The sequence below is a fragment of the Bacillus sp. MYb209 genome (genome assembly GCF_002975175.1).
Classification (GTDB): domain Bacteria; phylum Bacillota; class Bacilli; order Bacillales; family Bacillaceae_G; genus Bacillus_A.
The window spans coordinates 50,370-69,787 of record NZ_PCNZ01000023.1 but is presented as its reverse complement, the minus strand read 5'-3'; the positions used below and the strand labels follow the sequence as shown (position 1 = coordinate 69,787).

Annotated in this window: 20 protein-coding genes; 8 read left to right on the top strand and 12 right to left on the bottom strand. The window is 36.3% G+C overall.

Features of this window, described 5'->3' with window-relative positions; genetic code table 11:
- Positions 1-395 precede the first annotated feature (395 nt).
- Positions 396-752 carry a YgzB family protein gene (locus CQZ94_RS24025; RefSeq protein ID WP_105587399.1) on the top strand — a complete coding sequence of 119 codons (357 nt, stop codon included), beginning with the start codon at positions 396-398 and terminating at the stop codon, positions 750-752.
- Between the two features lie 86 nt (positions 753-838).
- Here the strand turns inward: CQZ94_RS24025 and perR are convergent, their stop codons facing one another.
- The 6 genes from perR to CQZ94_RS23995 form a co-directional block, all read right to left on the bottom strand.
- Complete coding sequence (perR, locus tag CQZ94_RS24020; protein ID WP_000237831.1) at positions 839-1,267, bottom strand: peroxide-responsive transcriptional repressor PerR; 429 nt, start codon at positions 1,265-1,267, stop codon at positions 839-841.
- Positions 1,268-1,568: 301 nt separating this feature from the next.
- Positions 1,569-2,024 carry a thioredoxin-dependent thiol peroxidase gene (gene bcp / locus CQZ94_RS24015; protein WP_105587397.1) on the bottom strand — a complete coding sequence of 152 codons (456 nt, stop codon included), beginning with the start codon at positions 2,022-2,024 and terminating at the stop codon, positions 1,569-1,571.
- Positions 2,025-2,068: 44 nt separating this feature from the next.
- The gene (locus tag CQZ94_RS24010; RefSeq protein WP_105587396.1) at positions 2,069-2,473 is read right to left on the bottom strand and encodes a potassium channel family protein; all 405 of its coding nucleotides are present in this window, start codon (positions 2,471-2,473) and stop codon (positions 2,069-2,071) included.
- A gap of 72 nt (positions 2,474-2,545) precedes the next feature.
- A complete protein-coding gene (locus CQZ94_RS24005) occupies positions 2,546-3,331 on the bottom strand; it encodes an ABC transporter permease (RefSeq protein WP_105587394.1) in 786 nt (261 codons plus the stop codon).
- Between the two features lie 4 nt (positions 3,332-3,335).
- Positions 3,336-4,127: an ABC transporter permease gene (locus CQZ94_RS24000; RefSeq protein WP_105587392.1), complete on the bottom strand. Its 792-nt coding sequence runs from the start codon at positions 4,125-4,127 to the stop codon at positions 3,336-3,338.
- Positions 4,120-5,133: an ABC transporter ATP-binding protein gene (locus CQZ94_RS23995; RefSeq protein WP_105587391.1), complete on the bottom strand. Its 1,014-nt coding sequence runs from the start codon at positions 5,131-5,133 to the stop codon at positions 4,120-4,122. The genes CQZ94_RS24000 and CQZ94_RS23995 overlap by 8 nt, the downstream gene beginning before the upstream one ends.
- Positions 5,134-5,260: 127 nt before the next feature.
- Here CQZ94_RS23995 and hemL point away from each other — a divergent pair, with 127 nt between their 5' ends.
- The 3 genes from hemL (at position 5,261) to CQZ94_RS23980 (ending at position 12,554) form a co-directional block, all read left to right on the top strand.
- Positions 5,261-6,559, top strand: a complete 1,299-nt coding sequence (gene hemL / locus CQZ94_RS23990; protein WP_142344709.1) for a glutamate-1-semialdehyde-2,1-aminomutase — start codon at positions 5,261-5,263, stop codon at positions 6,557-6,559.
- Positions 6,560-6,760: 201 nt separating this feature from the next.
- Positions 6,761-11,197, top strand: a complete 4,437-nt coding sequence (locus CQZ94_RS23985) for a glutamate synthase-related protein (RefSeq protein WP_105587389.1) — start codon at positions 6,761-6,763, stop codon at positions 11,195-11,197.
- 268 nt (positions 11,198-11,465) lie between these two features.
- Positions 11,466-12,554 (top strand): FUSC family protein, encoded by a 1,089-nt coding sequence (locus tag CQZ94_RS23980; protein WP_000765794.1) that lies wholly within the window; start codon positions 11,466-11,468, stop codon positions 12,552-12,554.
- Positions 12,555-12,567: 13 nt separating this feature from the next.
- Here the strand turns inward: CQZ94_RS23980 and CQZ94_RS23975 are convergent, their stop codons facing one another.
- The 4 genes from CQZ94_RS23975 to CQZ94_RS23960 form a co-directional block, all read right to left on the bottom strand.
- The gene (locus CQZ94_RS23975) at positions 12,568-14,328 is read right to left on the bottom strand and encodes an ABC transporter ATP-binding protein (RefSeq protein ID WP_105587388.1); all 1,761 of its coding nucleotides are present in this window, start codon (positions 14,326-14,328) and stop codon (positions 12,568-12,570) included.
- Positions 14,329-14,382: 54 nt separating this feature from the next.
- Positions 14,383-14,913, bottom strand: a complete 531-nt coding sequence (gene ntdP / locus CQZ94_RS23970; protein WP_000506627.1) for a nucleoside tri-diphosphate phosphatase — start codon at positions 14,911-14,913, stop codon at positions 14,383-14,385.
- Between the two features lie 319 nt (positions 14,914-15,232).
- Positions 15,233-15,487 carry a YgaB family protein gene (locus tag CQZ94_RS23965; RefSeq protein WP_105587387.1) on the bottom strand — a complete coding sequence of 85 codons (255 nt, stop codon included), beginning with the start codon at positions 15,485-15,487 and terminating at the stop codon, positions 15,233-15,235.
- A gap of 186 nt (positions 15,488-15,673) precedes the next feature.
- On the bottom strand, positions 15,674-15,955 hold the full coding sequence (locus CQZ94_RS23960) for a gamma-type small acid-soluble spore protein (RefSeq protein WP_105587386.1): 282 nt from the start codon (positions 15,953-15,955) through the stop codon (positions 15,674-15,676).
- Positions 15,956-16,080: 125 nt separating this feature from the next.
- Here CQZ94_RS23960 and CQZ94_RS31320 point away from each other — a divergent pair, with 125 nt between their 5' ends.
- Positions 16,081-16,257, top strand: a complete 177-nt coding sequence (locus CQZ94_RS31320; protein WP_002091123.1) for a hypothetical protein — start codon at positions 16,081-16,083, stop codon at positions 16,255-16,257.
- Positions 16,258-16,342: 85 nt separating this feature from the next.
- On the opposite strand, the gene mutY is transcribed toward CQZ94_RS31320, so the two are convergent.
- Positions 16,343-17,440, bottom strand: coding sequence for an A/G-specific adenine glycosylase (gene mutY / locus CQZ94_RS23950; RefSeq protein ID WP_105587384.1), 1,098 nt, complete (start codon positions 17,438-17,440; stop codon positions 16,343-16,345).
- Positions 17,441-17,589: 149 nt separating this feature from the next.
- On the opposite strand from mutY, the gene CQZ94_RS23945 reads away from it, so the two are divergent.
- Complete coding sequence (locus tag CQZ94_RS23945) at positions 17,590-18,570, top strand: metal-dependent hydrolase (protein WP_105587383.1); 981 nt, start codon at positions 17,590-17,592, stop codon at positions 18,568-18,570.
- Positions 18,571-18,595: 25 nt separating this feature from the next.
- Here the strand turns inward: CQZ94_RS23945 and CQZ94_RS23940 are convergent, their stop codons facing one another.
- Complete coding sequence (locus tag CQZ94_RS23940; RefSeq protein ID WP_105587382.1) at positions 18,596-18,862, bottom strand: YfhJ family protein; 267 nt, start codon at positions 18,860-18,862, stop codon at positions 18,596-18,598.
- A gap of 188 nt (positions 18,863-19,050) precedes the next feature.
- Between CQZ94_RS23940 and CQZ94_RS23935 the strand changes: the two genes are divergently transcribed.
- Both CQZ94_RS23935 and CQZ94_RS23930 read left to right on the top strand, forming a co-directional pair.
- Positions 19,051-19,209: a small, acid-soluble spore protein K gene (locus CQZ94_RS23935; protein ID WP_002113845.1), complete on the top strand. Its 159-nt coding sequence runs from the start codon at positions 19,051-19,053 to the stop codon at positions 19,207-19,209.
- Between the two features lie 32 nt (positions 19,210-19,241).
- Complete coding sequence (locus CQZ94_RS23930; RefSeq protein ID WP_002174744.1) at positions 19,242-19,394, top strand: YpzG family protein; 153 nt, start codon at positions 19,242-19,244, stop codon at positions 19,392-19,394.
- Positions 19,395-19,418 lie beyond the last annotated feature (24 nt).

Sequence of the window (19,418 nt, the reverse complement as noted above, 5' to 3'; positions counted from 1 at the left end):
TCAAACTCTCCAATAAAGTTAGTTTGTCTAGCATCTAAAAATAAAAATTGACGTTCACGTTGTTTGTTTCGTTCAGTTTTCAAAGAACTACTTGGTCGCTCATTTGCGACTTCCTTATGTTAACATCTTCGTTTTTCGATGTCAACTAAGTTTTTCAAATTTCTTTTTTGCCGTTTACTGCGTTTCCGCATCAGCGACGTTTATTAATATATCATGCAGTATATGTAGGGTCAATACTTTTTATAAAAAAATTTCACATCCCGTTAAAAGCTAAAAAACATCTCTCCCCATTCATTCTTTACACATAGCTACACTCCTTATCATTTTACTAAGTTTACACACGATAGAAAATTCTAAATTTTGTGTTATATTATTATTATAGGAGTGTGGTGAGAATGAGCATTAAATATTCGAACAAAATCAATAAAATTCGGACCTTTGCATTAAGTTTAGTATTTATCGGCCTCTTCATTGCATACTTAGGAGTCTTTTTCCGTGACAACATTATTATTATGACAACATTTATGATGGTTGGCTTTTTAGCTGTTATCGCTAGTACTGTCGTTTACTTTTGGATTGGTATGTTATCTACTAAGACTGTACAAATTATTTGTCCAAGCTGCGATAAGCCAACAAAAATGCTTGGTCGTGTCGACGCATGTATGCATTGCAACCAACCTTTAACACTCGATTCGAGTTTAGAAGGAAAAGAATTTAATGAGAAGTACAATAAAAAAAGCTATAAAGGATAACACGTACTTTCACTTTAGTATTTTTTCATCCCCATATAATAAAGAAAGAGGGTGACGTAATCGTCACCCTCTTTCTTTATTATATATTACGCCTTATGACACTCTGGACAAACGCCATAAATTTCTAAGCGATGACTATTAATAACGAAGCCTGTCGTTTTCGCAGCTTCCTCTTCAAGCTGTTCCAAACCTCCATAAGGAAAATCAACAATCTTACCACATTTTTCGCAAATCACATGATAATGTTGACTTGTAACATAATCAAATCTACTTGAAGCATCCCCATAAGTTAATTCCTTTACAAGTCCAACTTCTTTAAACACACGTAAGTTATTATAGACAGTTGCAACACTCATATTTGGAAACTTACCTTCTAACGCTTTATAAATGTCATCCGCTGTTGGGTGCGTCATAGATTCCACAAGGTACTCTAAAATAGCATGACGCTGTGGAGTAATGCGTACACCCGTATTTTTCAGCATTTCTAGCGCTTCTTTTAATTCTTCTTTGACCACCGTCATGCACCCCGATTCTATACGGATTATTATTTTATAATTCTTATAAAGAGTGTACTCTTTTTCTTATAAATCGTCAATATTTCTACTATAAGTATGTGGTTTATTTTTGTATATAGCCTTGTTCTTATGTACCTTCCCCCATTTCCTATACACTTACATAGAAAAAAGTGCGACATAATCGCACTTGGAATACTATCATCTGAGGAGGTATGCCCTACACTTTCACTTTATGTATCGCAAGAAAATATGTATAGACGCATGCCTTACATATGTATTTTTTCTCCACATTAATATAGATTTATTTTATATAAGAAAGAACGTCCTCAATATGTCCTTTCACTTTCACTTTACGCCATTCTTTTACAAGTTCACCATCTTTATTGATAAGGAATGTAGAACGCTCGATTCCCATGTACTCTTTTCCAAAGTTCTTTTTCAACTTCCAAACATCGTACAATTCTGCTACTTTATGATCTTCATCTACTAAAAGTACAAATGGAAGCTCATGCTTCTCGATGAATTTCATATGTCTGTTCACCGAATCAGGACTTACACCAAAGATGACCGTGTCCTTCTCTTGGAATAATCCATATGCATCACGAAAATCACATGCTTCAGTTGTACACCCTGGAGTCATATCTTTCGGGTAAAAATATAAAACTACATTTTTACCTCGGAAGTCAGCTAAGCGAATTTGTTCTCCGGTACTTCCCTCTAATGTGAATTCCGGTGCTATTTCTCCTACTGTGATCATTGTTATCACTCCTTTTCTTTTCTATTACTATAACAAATGCTACCTTATTTTTCATTGTCCATTACAGTCCTTACCACAAAGGCAAACGGTAATGTATATCCAATTAGCGCTTCTCCAATTGCAATCCATCTTCCGATTCCAATCGGAGCTATATCACCATACCCAACGGACAATAGAGTAACCGCGCTAAAATATAAACATATTTCAACAAGTTGAAAGGAATGAGCATCGAGCCTATCCCCATCTTCTTTCAAAACTGTAAAACCCATTTCCTCTAATACAACATAACTTAATCCAAACGCAATCAATACCGTTGTATAAATTAAAAACAACGTAGCTAAATTGTACAGCGAAAAGAAACGCTTGGAGTCTGAATATGAACTCCATAATAATTGGACACTTCTCAAAATAGCGATTGCTGCAATTAATAGAATAAATCCCCATAACATGTCCTCCACCTCATTTTATATGTATGAGATAGACGGCAGATTTATCCCTTAGAAACGAACAAGCTTCTATAATTAATTCCCTGCACCACGATATCGTTTTACCCCTTGATTCCAAAGGGTAATTGCAATAGTAAAACAGATAACACCAACAATTGGCGTTGCGAAAGCATAGCTATTCCACTCTGCTTTTCTTAAAAAGTATGCTGCTGGATATACCCCAACAAATGCAAACGGTAAAACAAACGTTAAAACAAAGCGAATAACACGGTTATAAATATCAACAGGGTAGCGTCCATAATTCCCTATGTTATACATAAGTGGCATAATGGAACTTTTCGCATCCGACCAAAAGCCAAGACTTGCAAGCGTAACAAATATCCCGCCGTACACAAGTGCCCCTCCCCCTACCATAAGTAGGAATAAGAAGAAATCATACCAGTAAAAAGATAATTGCAGCTCCATTGCTGCATAACCCATCACAATAATCCCCGTAATAGCTCCAATTAAAGATTCAAGTTCCATTCTTTCTAATATAATTTGAAATAAGCTATGAATCGGTCTCGTTAATATACGGTCCATTTCTCCTTTAATAATGTAACGATCATTAAAGTCCCATATATTAAAGAAAGCTGAAAAAATGGCAAACGGTACTAAAAAGAAACCATAAATAAAGATTACTTCTTCTCGGCTCCACCCTTTTAGTGCTTGGGTATGTCCAAACACAACGAGAATAAAGATTAAATTAACAGCTTGTAGTGCTAAATCCGAAAGTAATCCGACGATAAAATCGCCCCGATACTCTAATTTCGTTTTTATATATTGACTTGCATACTGCAAAAACAATTTTATATATAGCATCTCATCATCCCCCTTGTACAATTAGACGTTTTCTCGCCGTTTTCCACATAAGTACAATTGGAATAATAAGTATAATTGCCCACATCACTTGAAATAATAAAGCTTCATATAACTTACTTCCTTGTATACCTTCAGAGAAAATCATACTCGGAATATAACTAATTGCTTGAAACGGTAAAAACATCATTGTTTTTTGGGCCCATAACGGATAAAAACTAATCGGTAATAATAAACCAGAAAATAAATCAATCACGACACGTTTCGCATACATAATTCCACTATTATTAAATAAGAAGAATGTAAGCATCCCTGTCATTAAATTTATTTGTGTATTAATGATGAAACTAAATATTAAAGATAAGAAGAAATATAACCACGTTTGAAAATTCGTTGTAATTTGTAATGAAAATAATAACGTAACAATAACCATACCTGGAATTGAAAAGAAAGCAAAACGAAATATCCCTTCTCCAAGACCTTGCATAACTTTCATACCTAAATAGTTATACGGACGAATCAGCTCTACCGCCACACGTCCTTCCTGAATTTCCATCGCAATTTCTCTATCTATATTATTAAAATAAAAAGCACGTGCCATCCATGCGATCGCAATATAAGTAGTCATTTGTGAAATAGATAAACTTTCAATGCTCTCTTTCCCGCTATAAATCGCTTGCCACAAAAAATAATACGCACCGATATTAATCGTATAAATTAAAATCCCACTATAATAGTTTGTACGATAGGCAAGCATCATTAAAAAGCGAATCCGAATCATTTCAATATACTTACCCATGCATAATACCTTCTTCATAAATGTTACGAATAATTTCCTCTGTAGAAACTTCGTTAATTTTTAAATCTTTAATTTGAAAAGCTTGTACCACTTTAGAAATCAGCATAGAAATGATAACTTCTTCATTCGGTATTTTTGCAACCCACGCATTTTCCTCTTTTGCTTTTGACCAAACGACATGACTATCAGGCATAACCATTGATAACTCCTGGTATGAAACTGGGGCAACAAACTGAAAATGTATTACCTTCTCTACTCCCCACTGCGTACGAAGATTATCTAAAGATCCATCATACATAATGCTTCCTTCATCAAGCATAATGACGCGCTCACATAAAGCTTCAATATCAGTAATATCATGTGTTGTTAACAAAATTGTTGTTTTATAACGTTCATTCATCTCTTTTAAGAATTCTCGTATTTTCAATTTCACAAGAACATCTAGCCCAATTGTTGGCTCATCTAAAAATAATAACGGTGGATTATGAATTAACGCCGCTGCTAATTCACAACGCATTCTTTGACCAAGAGATAATTTTCGTACCGGTTTATCTAATAAAGGACCGATATCTAACGTTTCAATAACATGTTCCATATGTTCCTTATACTGAGCGTCTGATACACCGTACACTTTCTTCAATAAACGAAATGATTCTTGTACAGCGATATCCCACCAAAGCTGCGAACGCTGGCCAAACACAACACCGATTGTTCTTACAAATTCTTCTCTCTGTTTGTGTGGATTCATTCCATTCACTGTAATTTGTCCTGATGTCGGAGTCAAAATCCCTGTAAGCATTTTAATCGTCGTTGATTTACCAGCACCATTCTCACCAATATAACCAACCATTTCACCTTGTTTTACAGTAAAAGAAACATCATTTACTGCTGGTACTATTTTATAATTACGATTTAATAAATCGCGAAATGCACCCTTTAAGCCCGGACGACTTGAATAGGCTGTAAACTCTTTACGTAACCCTTGTACCTCAATTACCGATTTCATAATCGGACCCCCTTCCTAAATGTCACAACGAATAGTTTACCCAACTGCTCCTTCTATCACAAACAATACGTCTTTTCAAAAAACATGTTAGAATAATACATAGATTTTTGTAAGGAGATGAATTGTAGTGAATTTCACGAAATCAGAAGCGTTACATAAAGAAGCTTTAGAACATATCGTTGGTGGTGTTAATAGTCCTTCTCGCTCTTTTAAAGCAGTTGGAGGCGGTTCCCCTGTTGCAATGGAACGCGGGAAAGGTGCTTATTTCTGGGATGTAGATGGAAATAAATATATCGACTATTTAGCAGCGTATGGCCCTATTATTACTGGACATGCTCACCCACACGTAACAGAAGCAATTAAAACAGCGGCTGAAAACGGCGTACTATACGGTACTCCAACAGCATTAGAAGTAAAATTCGCAAAAATGTTAAAAGAAGCAATGCCTGCTTTAGATAAAGTCCGCTTCGTAAACTCTGGTACAGAATCCGTTATGACAACCATTCGTGTCGCTCGCGCTTACACTGGCCGCACAAAAATTATGAAATTCGCCGGTTGTTACCACGGTCATTCCGATTTAGTACTTGTAGCAGCTGGCTCTGGTCCTTCTACTCTTGGAATTCCTGATTCAGCTGGTGTGCCACAAAGTATCGCCCAAGAAGTTATTACTGTTCCATTTAATAATGTAGAAACTTTAAAAGAAGCGTTAGATAAATGGGGACATGAAGTAGCAGCTATCCTTGTAGAACCGATCGTTGGAAACTTCGGTATTGTAGAGCCAAAACCTGGCTTCCTCGAAAAAGTAAATGAACTTGTTCACGAAGCTGGCGCACTAGTAATTTATGATGAAGTTATTACTGCTTTCCGCTTTATGTACGGTGGTGCTCAAGACTTACTTGGCGTAACACCAGATTTAACAGCACTTGGTAAAGTTATCGGCGGCGGACTTCCAATTGGCGCTTACGGTGGTAAGAAAGAAATTATGGAACAAGTTGCACCGCTCGGCCCTGCATACCAAGCTGGTACAATGGCCGGGAACCCTGCTTCTATGGCATCAGGTATTGCCTGCCTAGAAGTACTTCAACAAGAAGGCGTATACGAGAAATTAGATGCACTTGGTGCAATGCTTGAAAAAGGAATTTTAGACCAAGCTACAAAACATAACATCGACATTACAGTAAACCGTCTAAAAGGTGCATTAACTGTATACTTCACGACAAATACAATTGAAGATTACGATGCAGCCAAAAATACAGATGGTGAAATGTTCGGGAGATTCTTCAAGCTGATGCTTCAAGAAGGTATTAATTTAGCGCCTTCTAAATATGAAGCATGGTTCTTAACGACAGAACATACAAAAGAAGATATTGAATATACAATTGAAGCTGTTGGCAGAGCATTTGCTGCTTTAGCAGACAATAAATAACCCCTGTAATTAAAAGGAAAAAAGAAACCAACCTTTCTTTTTTCCTTTTTTCTATTTCATAAATCCCTCATTAATAGTATAATTATTCATAATTATCTGTTTTATAATCTTTTATATCCTTACTATCCCTGTATACAAGGCAGTTCACGCCTTAAATAGTAAGATTATTCAGAATTCATTTTCCAGAGGGGGGATTGACGGATGCTCAATAAAAAAAATAAATGGACACCGTCTTTATTTCGGAATTATAAAAATGCAGAACATGATGCGTGTGGAATCGTTTCCGTTATGGAAAAACGAAGAATTCCTACCAAGGAAAACATCGACCTTTGTATACAATCACTAGTCAAAATGAATCATAGAGCTGGTTTCATTAATGGCGAAGGAGATGGTATCGGAATTCATATCGACATGCCAAAAGCACTTTGGAATGAAAAACTGAAAAGTAGCGGATATAATCCAACGATTGTGGATCATCCCCACTTTATCGTTGGACATTTTTTTCTAAACAAAAAAGAAAATATCGCTGAGTTAAAAGATTACATTCGTACGCAACTAAACAATGAAAACTTTACAATTGTTCTAGAAAATGATGATGTAATAAACTCAGATGCACTCGGTCCTCTTGGTAAACAAGAAGAACCTTTATTTTGGCAAATTGCCCTTATCGCCGAAAGTGAAGTTGAAAATATTGAACAAACATTATTTTCTGTAACAATAAAAATCGAAGAAAATGAAGCAATTCATGTTGCTTCATTAAGTCATGAACATGTTGTATATAAAGTTCTCGGTGCTGGCGATACACTCGTTGCTTATTACAATGATTTACAACACCCACTTATCGCTTCAACTATGACACTGGGACATAATCGCTATTCTACTAATACGTTATCTAATTTTTTTCGTGTACAACCATTTAGCATTCTCGGACATAATGGCGAAATTAACACGATTGCAAAATTACGCGATCAAGCTGAAATGATTAATGTACCACTTACTGCCGGGGGTAGTGATTCCCAAGATTTAAACCGCACCTTAGAAACCCTTCTCGTTCAGTATAACTACAGTTTATTTGAAGCAATGGATATATTATTTCCACCAATTATTAATGAAATAAAACTTTACGAAACAAACTTACAAAACTTATACACTTATATACGTGAGGCTTGGGGGCATTTCGCACAAGGTCCAGCTGGTATTATTTCACGTTATAAAGATGAAGCTGTTTTCAGTGTCGATTCCCTTGGATTACGACCAGTTTGGAAAGTAGAGACAGAGAGCTCCTATATTTTCTCTTCTGAACCTGGAGTTGTATCACCAACTGAATATGTAGCAGAGCCGAAACCACTCGCTCCTGGAGAAAAAGTTGGATTAAAATGGAATGAACAAGATGAGCTCGTTCTCTATGAATACGACAATTATCAAATTGAAGTATATAACCGTTTTAAGAAACGAATCGATGTTACCAATTATCATGTAAACTTATCTATCCCTAAAACGAAAGAAACTGAGGGATTATGTGATTCTGTTCAAGTTGAAACGAAGCAATACGTTGCTTTCGGCTGGGATCGAGAACATATTCAGCTCCTTGAACAGATGGCAACAAAAGGCGTCGAACCAATTCGGTCACTTGGGCATGACTCACCACTTGCCGCACTTGATACAGATAGACGAAATATTGCTGATTTCATTAAGGAAAGTGTGGCCGTTGTTACAAATCCAGCAATCGATCGTGATCGAGAAGTCGAACACTTCTCCACACGTACTGCACTCGGAGAGCGTCCGGGTTTATTAGATAACTCTAAACAACCATTTATAATCGAGATGCTTTCACCCATTATTTTAGAAGAGAATTTAGCTCAATCTATCGCGGCAGACTTACACACGATTACGTACGAACAACTTATACAGCTATTCATTACTCATAGCTCTGTCTCTACAATTTCTATTACATTTAGTCCATCAGAAACTCTACAAATCGCATTAAATCGAATTAGTTCCGAAGCGATAGCAGCCGTTAAAAATGGGGCTTCCCTACTATTATTAGATGACGCTAAATCTCATCAAAATGGACTATTATGGATTGATCCACATTTAGTTACTGCTAAAGTACATCAAGCATTAACTGAAAATAAATTACGCCGGAAATGCTCTCTCGTTATACGTTCCGGTGCCCTTCGCTCCTTACACGATATCGTCACGCTATACGGATTAGGGGCAGATGGTATTAATCCATATTTATTGTTCGCGACGGTAAATGATGGAACAAAAGCATCAATTGCTAATTTGTATACTGCACTTAATAAAGGACTAGAGAAAGTAATTTCAACGATTGGAATTCATGAATTACGCGGTTACGGTCGCCTCTTCTCCTCTATCGGATTACATGAGGAAATCGCTAACATATTACAAATCACAAATTTCTTCGGTTCAAATAATTTAGCTTTTTCACTTGAATCACTTGCTGAAGATGCAAAAATTCGAGCTGATGATTATAACAATCCAAAAGTTAGAATGAGAAAATCATTTCATATATTCCCGCGGATTTGGAAAGCAATTGGTGATGTTGCAAAAGGAAACCCTTATGATGATTACCGCGATAAGTTAAGTGAATTAGAAGAAAATAACCCAATCGCAATTCGGCACCTTGTTCAAACAAAACAAGCACAGCATGTAGTTCCGACTGAAGAAGTGTCCATCGGCATTCACAATCATGATTTACCATTTATTATTAGTTCCATGTCATTTGGTTCTCAAAATGAAATTGCCTTCCGTGCATATGCAGAAGCTGCTGATCAACTAAATATGATTAGTTTGAACGGTGAAGGCGGCGAAATTAAAGATATGATTGGTAAATACCCACATACACGCGGACAACAAGTTGCATCTGGCCGATTTGGAGTAAACGCTGAATTACTAAATTCATCAAACTTAATTGAAATAAAAATCGGTCAAGGCGCAAAACCTGGTGAAGGTGGACATTTACCAGGTTCCAAAGTAACAGCCAAAATCGCTGAAGCACGTAACGCGACTATCGGTTCAGATTTAATCTCACCATCTAATAACCATGATATTTATTCAATTGAAGATTTAGCTCAAATGATTACAGAAATTAAAACGGCTAATCAACTTGCAAAAGTAGCCGTAAAAGTTCCTGTCGTTCCTAACATTGGAACAATTGCTGTCGGTATCGCAAAAGCTGGTGCGGATTTTATTAACATTAGCGGATTTGATGGCGGAACAGGCGCTGCACGTATTCACGCATTGCAACATGTAGGTCTTCCTGTAGAGATCGGTGTTAAAGCTGCTCACAATGCGTTACTAGAAGCAAATATGAGACATAAAGTAGAAATTTGGGCAGATGGCGGTATTCGAAGTGTAAATGACGCCTTAAAGATCATGCTCCTTGGAGCAAATCGAATTGGATTTGGCACATTATCAATGATTGCAATTGGCTGTACAACTTGCCGTGGTTGTCATCTCGATACGTGCCACGTCGGAATTGCAACACAAATTGAATCTGAAGCTCAAGCGAAAGAACATGGACTGCGCCGTTTCGTTCCACGTGAATTAGAAAGCGCAGTTACAGGGCTATTAAGCCTATTCACTACTTTCGGTACAGAATTGAAACGTTTAACAGGGCAGCTCGGTTACACAAACTTACAAGATATTATCGGACGATCGGATTTATTAGAACAAACTCGAGGCAAGGACTTATTAGACTTACGTAATTTAATACAAACGATAGAAGATTCATCCGTGAAAATAACGGCATCTGTACAAGAAAAACAATTTGAAACAACAAATTCTCTCCAGTCAAAAGAATTAGTAAGCGTCGGCGTAGAGCAACGCGTAATGGGCGGTCTAGAATCCTGTTATCGTATTCGTAGCAAATTATATGAAAATACTCATCTTGAACCACTTACATTAAAGTATACAAACGGATCTGTTCCTGGAAACGGATTAGGCGCGTACAATAGCGAGAACTTATTTATACACGTAAATGGCGGCGCGCAAGACGGAATTGGAAAAACTTCATTTGGCGGTGGCATTTATATAACGAAAGCAAAAGGAAAAGATGGAACATATTATAACGGTTCTGTCGGAAAAGGATTTGGATACGGCGCACAAAAAGGAGCACTATACGTGCAAGGTAACGCTGATGCTCGTGCTGGCATTCGCCTTTCTGGAGCAGATATGATAATTGGAGGCAGAATTACAAAACCACTCCGCGAAAAAGAACAAGGAAATATCGGAGTATATTCTAATATAAAAGGATTTGCTTTTGAATATATGACAAATGGTCGCGCTCTTGTTTTAGGAGATCCTGGACCATGGATTTGTGCCGGCATGACTGGTGGTGTTGTTTATTTACGTCATGAGCCAAACTTAAGTTTAACAGAACACGCTTTAAAAAGAAGAATTGCTAAAGGTGCAAATGTAACATTGCAGCCAATTAGTAAAAATGGTTTGCAAGATGTGAATGAATTATTATTAGACTACATTCGTGTATTAAATGAGCACGAACAATATGAAGAAGTTGCTTTGTTAACACCATTATTAGATGATATCCAGCTTCACTTCTATGAAATTATCCCGAAAAAAGAACAGGCGGATCCATCTATTTCAACTGAATGATATGTACAATATTTATTTTCATAAAAAAATTGACGAAGTAAGCATCGCATAGTAATCTAGAATAACAATTTGAAACCTGCTGAAATTCAGCAGGTTTTTTTATTAAGAATAGATGTTTAAAGAGAATTTGGAGAAATTATAAATGGATTGTAATTTATTTATTAAACTTTTTAACGTCACTAAAATATCACTTGCTAACATATTGTAATGAATGTATAGTATCATGTTGTACATTCATTATGACAAGAGAAAGGATATCAATAAGGGTATGAAACTTGGTGCTCGCATTTTAAAAACGGGTATTGCCATTACATTAGCTTTATTTGCTTGTATTTTACTTCAATTACCGAGTCCAGTATTTGCGGGAATCTCAGCTATCTTTGCTGTTCAACCGTCTGTATACCGCTCGTATTTAACAGCTCTTGAGCAAATTCAAGCAAACGTAATTGGTGCGGTATTCGCTATCGTATTTGCTACTGCTTTTGGACATAATCCTTTTATTATTGGATTAACGTGTATATTAGTAATTGCTCTTACTTTACAATTACGCTTAGAAAACACAATATCAATCGCTTTAGTAACAGTTATCGCCATTATGGAGTATCAAGGCGAAGATTTCTTTAATTTTGCCTTACTTCGATTCGCGACGATTATGATTGGAATTATTGCGGCTTCGCTTGTAAATTTAGTATTTATGCCGCCAAAATATGAAACAAAACTTTACCATCGCATCGTTGATAATACAGAAGAAATTGTCAAATGGATTCGTATGAACAGTAGGCAGGCTTCTGATTTTACAACGTTAAAAACCGATATTGACCGCATGAAAGAAAAAATGATTAAACTAAATCATTACTATTTGCTGTATAAAGAAGAAAGAAGTTACACGAAAAAAATACAGTTCGCGAAAATTCGCAAGCTCGTTTTATTCAGACAAATGTTAGCGACAACAAGCCGCGCTTTAAGTACGTTAAAGTCATTACATCGCACTGAAAATGAACTGCGCTATATGCCAGAAGAGTTTCAGGAATCTATTCAAAACGAGCTTGATTCATTAACGCATTATCACGAACAAGTGTTATTAAAATTTATTGGTAAAGCAAAGAAACAACAATCCGTTGAGATGCTTGATGAAGTTGAAACAGGTAAACAAGAATTGATTGATATCTTTATGGATTATCAAAATAAGGACGATGAGGAAGCATATAAAATATGGTTACACCTCTTCCCTCTTATTTCTTCAATTATTAACTACAGTGAGGAAGTAGAGCATTTAGATTTACTTGTGGATAGCTTCTACACATACCATAAACCAGAAAGCGAACTCCAAATCGAAGATAAAAAAGAAGACGAATAAAAAACAGCTCCTTTTACGCTAAAGGAGCTGTTTCTGTTATATGCTGAAGTTGATATAGATTGTAATAAAATCCCCTCTTTTTCATTAACTCTTCATGAGAACCCTTTTCTTTTATTTCACCATCTTCAACATAAATAATTGTATCGACATGCGTAATCGTCGCTAATCGATGTGCAATAATAATTGTTGTCCGATCTGCAGCTAACGTTTGCAGTGCCTCTTGAATATATCGTTCATTTTCTAAATCTAAAGCGGAAGTTGCTTCATCTAATATAAGTAAAGACGGATTCTTTAGAAAAACCCTTGCGATTGCTACACGCTGTCTTTGTCCACCAGATAATTTCACACCACGTTCCCCAACGACAGTACCATAGCCCTCTGGCAACTCTGTAATAAAATTATGAATTTGTGCAGCTTTGGCAGCTGAAATCACTTCCGCCTCTGTAGCTTTCGGATTGCCATATAAAATATTAGCCCCGATTGTATCGCTAAATAACAAATTATCTTGTAGCACAATTCCAATATGACTACGTAAATTTCTCATATTATACTTTCTTACATCTATCCCGTCTATATAAACTGCACCTTCAGAAACATCATAAAAACGCGGAATTAAACTAGCAAGAGATGACTTTCCTCCTCCACTTGCCCCTACAAGCGCAACCTTCTCTCCCGGGCGCATAGTTAATGACAGATTATGCAATATTTCTTTTTCATCCGCATTATAACGAAAAGAAACATTATCAAATATAACTTCCCCATTTAACCTTTTCGTTTGCACCGCATTTGGCACATTAACAATATCATATTTTTCATCCAACAATTCAAACACTCGATCCATCGAGGCGAAAGACTGTGTTAATGTTGTAGATGAATTAACAAGGCGGCGAAGCGGACTATATAAACTATCCATATATCCAACAAAAGCAACCATAGTCCCCAGTGTTAACGATCCTTGAATTACCTCATACGCCGCAAAACCAATAACAAGTAATGGCCCTAAATCCGTTAACGTATTCACTGCCGAAAACGTTCTCGCCGTCCAACTCGTATGAGTTAGTGCTTTCGTTAAAAATTCATTATTTCTCTTTTCAAACTGTCCTCTTTCATACTCTTCTAATGCAAAACTACGTGTCACTTGCATCCCTTGAATACGTTCATGTAAATACCCTTGCATAGTTGCTAACGCTTGTGAGCGCTCTTTCGTCAATTTTCGAAGGCGCCCGAAAAAATATTTCACTGCAACTACATAAATAGGTAAGATTAATAAAGCAACAAAAGTTAATTTTATATTCATAGAAAACATAACGATAATAGCAATAACAATTGTTGCAGTATCTAACCAGACATTCATAAGACCAGTAATTACAAAGTCCTTCGTTTGTTCTACATCATGGATTACACGTGAAATAAGCTCCCCTGTTTTTGTGTTCGAATAATAACGTAAGCTCAATTTTTGCAAGTGCCCAAAAATGTATTTTCTTAAATCGTATAGTATTGTATTGGCAATGCGCTGCGCGAAATATTGACGATAATATTCTATCGGCGGTCTTACTACTGCAAAAATAAAAAAAGCAATCCCAATTGCGGTTATTAATTGAGACGTTTTTTCTTGAAGCGATCCCGTGCCTTGAATAACATCATCAATAATATACTTTAATAACCATGGCATAATAAGCGGGATACCAAACTTCACAAGACCAATAATAATTGTAATAGCAATAAGCCATCGATACGGTTTAACAAATTGTAAATATCTTTTTATACCTTGCACATAATCCCCCCTCTAATAGGACAAACCTGCCGGGAAATCCCCTGCAGGTTTGTTTTAATTTCTGTACATTAAATATCTTTCGTACCACATATCTACGAAATCCGGTGCGAATGGACCTTTCCTTTGATGAATCCACTGTGTTAAATGTGCTACATTTCGTTTTAAAATTGTATCAATAACAGGTGGGTACTGCATGATTTGGCTATGCTTCTCATACTCATCTTCATCTAAAAGTGTATATGTCATATCCGGATACACTTTAATATCTAAATCGTAATCGATATACTTTAATGCCTCAGAGTCATATGCAAAAGGAGAACTTAAATTACAATAATAATATACTCCTTCTTCCCTTAGCATTCCAATCACATTAAACCAATAATTGGCATGGAAGTAACAAATCGCAGGTTCGCGAGTAATCCATGTTCGGCCATCTGATTCCGTAACTACTGTACGATCATTCGCTCCGATCACAAGGCTCTGCGTCCCTTTTAAAATCGTTGTCTCTTCCCACATTCTATGAATGGAGCCATTATGTTTATAACTATGTATTTGTACCTTTTCTCCTTCTTTGGGAAATCCCATATATGCTCCCTTCTTTCAACTGCAAATGCCATTCTTAAGTTGTCTTAACTACCCCTTGAACTGCATTCACTTTTTTTCTATTATAACTTTTTTGTCAAAATTTTAAAACTAAAGCGATAAGACACTTGTTTTCATGAGGAATATAATGAAGTTTGTATTATTGAATACCACATCACCAACCCTTTTAATAAAGGAAAATCCTCTATGAGTTAGCAATACGTATTTTAGAAGATTAAACGAAGATATAACAAAAAGAAAAGTCCCCCTCATCTCTGTTTAAGAAAGGACTTTCCCCTAAAATCAACAACATATCTCACCCTTAATTTGAAATTATTTTTTCGGTCTCAAAAGATTGAATCACATTATTCGTTTGCTGTTCAAATTTTTCATGCAAAAGTTTTAATGCTATTTCTGTTCTGTATATTTCTTGACGGATAAAATGCAATTCTTTTTTATCGCTCGTATCCCTTCCACTCATTTCAATTTGCTGATACTTCTCTAAATGTGATTGTAACTTTAAAAGCTCATCCATCGTTTCCAACTGCTCTCCTACCAACTTATCAAAATCGTTCATCACTTACCCCCTTTTTAATTCATTCATCAGTTATAATTCCTATTACATATTTCTAATCGTTAACTTCTTTCTCCTTTGACTACATTTGTTGACTTATTAGAAGTTATGTCGGTCATTATATTTTCATTACAATGACCCGCGCACAAAGAAAACACTTCTCTTGAGTTAGAGAAGTGTTTTTCTTCGTTACTGATTTGAGCTAGAAGATTGTGATTTTTTTGCAGCTGATTGTGCGTTTGCTTGTTTCACTGCATGCACATCTGTTTCAGTTGCAAACTCTGTACCATAACTAGCATTTGCACTTTGAGCACCAGAAGCTTGTGCTTTCTTTGCTTCTGATTGTGCGTTTGCTTGTTTTACTGCTTGTACATTTGTTTCAGTTGCAAATTCTGTACCATAGCTAGCATTTGTACTTTGAATGCTAGCACCAGAAGTTGCCTTATTATAACCTTGTTGTTTTTTACTCATCTTTCTCACCTCCACAACAAATAATGTAACCAATCTATCTAGAAACTATCCGTAATTTTCTTTTTTATAATTTCCGCATATATCTCTTATCACTCATTCAAACTACATATGATGGAGGTGGGAATATGTATACTGGACGTGATATGACTGAGCTAACTATGATTTCCAAAAATGAATGGAAAGAGGATGAATTAGCTTATTTTCATCATTCATTTCAGCAAATTATGCCTTATCTAAATGTAGAGGGACAAACGATTTATAAAGAAGTTGTGAAAGAAATCGAGTCACGGGGCGGATTATAAACGTGTGGATTTTCAGCCTCAAAATACAAATTTATTTTCAATATAAAAAACGTGTTCCAAAGTTCTGGAACACGTTTTTTATTATTTATTGCATTGTAATTTTCTCAACACACTTTTCGTAAATTGTACGATGTGATTTCGAGAAAGGTAACTGTTCAAACGCTTCTTTCGACACAAACTTTAGTGTATCCGTTTCGACAATATTCCCTGTTACTTTTCCGTAAAATATAAATATATCCCAAGTACGATGTGTAAAAGTATGTTGTACATTCATCGCGTATTCATCAATTGAAACAGAGAGATTAAAGCTCTCCTTCATATAATCCGTAAGCTGTTGTTTCTGATTACGAATACCTTCACCTAGTTCAATATTCGGGAACTCCCACATATTAGCCAGTAATCCTGTACTTGGGCGTTTATTAATTACGTAATGGCCATCTTCAGTTTGAAGTACTCCTGCAACGAGCGGTACCATTGTAGGTGCTTTCGCTTTACTCTTCACTGGTAGTTCTTTTTGAACACCTTCAGCATACCCTCTGCAATGTTCACGTACAGGACAAAGTAAACAAGATGGATTTTTCGGTATACAAATTAACGCCCCTAATTCCATCAAACCTTGGTTAAAATAAGATGGATTTTCTGTCGAAATAATTTCACGCACAATCTCTTCAAAAACTTTTCTCGTCTTCGGTTTTGCAATATCATCCCACACTGATAAAATACGAGATAATACGCGCATAACATTTCCATCAACCGCTGGCTCTGGTATGCCATATGCAATGCTTAAAATGGCACCTTTTGTATATGGTCCCACTCCTTTTAATTTTTCAATTTTCTTTACATCGCTCGGTACTGTCCCGCCGTATACTTCTTTTACCTCTTTTACTGCAGCATGTAAATTTCGTGCTCTAGAATAATACCCTAAGCCTTCCCATGCTTTTAATACTTCTTCATCCTCGGCAGTTGCTAGCGCTTCAAGCGTAGGAAACTTCCCCATAAAATTTGCGTAATATGGTTTTACAGCCTCTACCCTTGTTTGCTGTAACATAATTTCCGAAACCCAAACACGGTATGGATCTTTATTTTTTCGCCACGGTAAATCACGTTGTTCTTTTTCAAACCAACCAATTAAATCATTTTGAAACTGTTCTATGTTAAACTCATTTAATATTTCAAGTGTCAAACTTGATCCCCCTCATTTTTTTGCATATACGTACTATTATAAAGATTTTAGGAAAAAATTTAAGTAAGATGACATAGGAAATAGAAGGCAAAGGACTTGAGGTATCGAATAAAAAGAGTTACATTAATAAAAAACGGAGGTGGATTTCTATGGACACAGCCACTCACCTTGTTATGGGCGTTACTCTAGGCAGTTTGGCAACATTAGATCCAGCTATAGCACAAAGTGATATTGGACCACAAGCAGTGATGCTTGCAACAATTGCCGGTTCCAATATTCCTGACATCGATACAGTTTTAAAATTGCGTAATAACGCTAAATATATAAGAAATCATCGCGGGATTACTCATTCCATTCCTGCAGTGATTCTTTGGTCACTCCTTATAAGTGGTATCTCTTTCGCCTTCTTTTCAGACGCTCCCTATCTGCATCTACTACTTTGGTCATTTATTGCCGTCTTTCTTCATGTCTTTGTGGATATTTTCAATGCCTATGGTACACAGGCATTAAGGCCCTTCACAAAAAAATGGGTAGCGCTCGGCATAATTAATACGTTTGATACTGTCATTTTCTTTATCCATATACTCGCTATCGCCTGTATGCTTGTCGGAGCACATAAAGGCTATACTGCTTTAGCAGCGTATATATTAATGTTTGTTTACTACATCGGTCGCATTATGATGCATCGAAATATTAAAAGTGTAGTATACAAACGTTTCAAAAATGTAGAGAAAGTAATTATTTCTCCTTCTTACAAATTTTATCATTATCATTTAGCCATCGTTACAACTGAACATTACTACGTCGCAAGATGGCACCGCGGTAACATCCTTGTATACGATAAATTTAATCGCGTACCGTTCCCGAATACCGCCATTATGCAAGCTGCTGTGCGAGATGAAAATATATCTGCTTTCTTATCTTTCTCGCCTGTATATCGCTGGGATATTTTCGATTATGATAACTATTATGAAGTTCGATTTATTGATTTGCGGTATCGAAGTAAAGATTATTATCCATTCGTCGCAATCGTTCAGCTCGATCAAAATTTAAATATTATTAGTTCATATACAGGATGGATTTTCAGCGAAGAAAAACTTCGAAAGAAACTGGAATTGCTTCCACATTAAAAAAAGCGACCTACGTCGCTTTTTTTTAATGTTTCAAATGATCTTCTTGATTGATTAAATGGCTATACTTCGGATTATTTGTACGCATTTCATGCAGGCGCCCTCCATGATTATTAATCCATGTTCGTACCACTTGTTCAGCCATTTTCTCACCTTGGTAACGACCTGATTTAGCATAAGTTGTTTGGAAGTCTTCCCACATTAATTCAACCCATGCACGAGCTTGTGCGTAAGAAAGGTTATCATTTTTATCTAATAATTCTTTCGTTAATGTTTCATAAATATCATTCATGTTCTATTCTCCTTTTACCTATTTATCCCGATTGATGCGCGCTAATAACCCGTGAGGGATGAAAAAAACCACTGGTTAAAGTTTCACTTTATTCCCTTCATTTCTAAAGAATAGTTTCTTCAATTTTGCACATTCTATAATTGATACTTCTTAAAGAGGTATCAACTGATAATGAGGGGGCGTTCTTAATGGGTAGACAAGCCGAATTTTGGTCTGAGTCAAAAAACAACAGCAAAATCGAAGGTCAACCGAAAGCGAAATCACGCTTCGCTTCGAAACGACCTAACGGCACAATTAACACGCACCCACAAGAACGTATGCGTGCTGCAAATCAGCAGGAAGAGTAGTACAAATTAAATTCCTACACGAGGTGATAAAGATGAGCTACCGTGACCATTTAGATAGTCGTTCTGAATTATTTAACCATACGTGGACTCGTCCAAAACATGCGAAGGCGCAAGTTAATGGACAGACGCAACAAACCCAGTCTCTCATTATACTGGCAAACGAATGTAAAAAACGCCAATTTTAGAATCTCCTATCTCCTTTAACGCCT

Excerpts from the sequence above, each read along its gene's own strand:
- CQZ94_RS24025 (WP_105587399.1), top strand. The coding sequence starts at position 396 with ATGAGCATTAAATATTCGAACAAAATCAATAAAATTCGGACCTTTGCA.
- bcp (WP_105587397.1), bottom strand. The coding sequence starts at position 2,024 with ATGATCACAGTAGGAGAAATAGCACCGGAATTCACATTAGAGGGAAGT.
- CQZ94_RS24010 (WP_105587396.1), bottom strand. The coding sequence starts at position 2,473 with ATGTTATGGGGATTTATTCTATTAATTGCAGCAATCGCTATTTTGAGA.
- CQZ94_RS24005 (WP_105587394.1), bottom strand. The coding sequence starts at position 3,331 with ATGCTATATATAAAATTGTTTTTGCAGTATGCAAGTCAATATATAAAA.
- CQZ94_RS24000 (WP_105587392.1), bottom strand. The coding sequence starts at position 4,127 with ATGGGTAAGTATATTGAAATGATTCGGATTCGCTTTTTAATGATGCTT.
- CQZ94_RS23995 (WP_105587391.1), bottom strand. The coding sequence starts at position 5,133 with ATGAAATCGGTAATTGAGGTACAAGGGTTACGTAAAGAGTTTACAGCC.
- CQZ94_RS23985 (WP_105587389.1), top strand. The coding sequence starts at position 6,761 with ATGCTCAATAAAAAAAATAAATGGACACCGTCTTTATTTCGGAATTAT.
- CQZ94_RS23980 (WP_000765794.1), top strand. The coding sequence starts at position 11,466 with ATGAAACTTGGTGCTCGCATTTTAAAAACGGGTATTGCCATTACATTA.
- ntdP (WP_000506627.1), bottom strand. The coding sequence starts at position 14,913 with ATGGGATTTCCCAAAGAAGGAGAAAAGGTACAAATACATAGTTATAAA.
- CQZ94_RS23965 (WP_105587387.1), bottom strand. The coding sequence starts at position 15,487 with ATGAACGATTTTGATAAGTTGGTAGGAGAGCAGTTGGAAACGATGGAT.
- CQZ94_RS23960 (WP_105587386.1), bottom strand. The coding sequence starts at position 15,955 with ATGAGTAAAAAACAACAAGGTTATAATAAGGCAACTTCTGGTGCTAGC.
- CQZ94_RS31320 (WP_002091123.1), top strand. The coding sequence starts at position 16,081 with ATGTATACTGGACGTGATATGACTGAGCTAACTATGATTTCCAAAAAT.
- CQZ94_RS23945 (WP_105587383.1), top strand. The coding sequence starts at position 17,590 with ATGGACACAGCCACTCACCTTGTTATGGGCGTTACTCTAGGCAGTTTG.
- CQZ94_RS23940 (WP_105587382.1), bottom strand. The coding sequence starts at position 18,862 with ATGAATGATATTTATGAAACATTAACGAAAGAATTATTAGATAAAAAT.
- CQZ94_RS23935 (WP_002113845.1), top strand. The coding sequence starts at position 19,051 with ATGGGTAGACAAGCCGAATTTTGGTCTGAGTCAAAAAACAACAGCAAA.
- CQZ94_RS23930 (WP_002174744.1), top strand. The coding sequence starts at position 19,242 with ATGAGCTACCGTGACCATTTAGATAGTCGTTCTGAATTATTTAACCAT.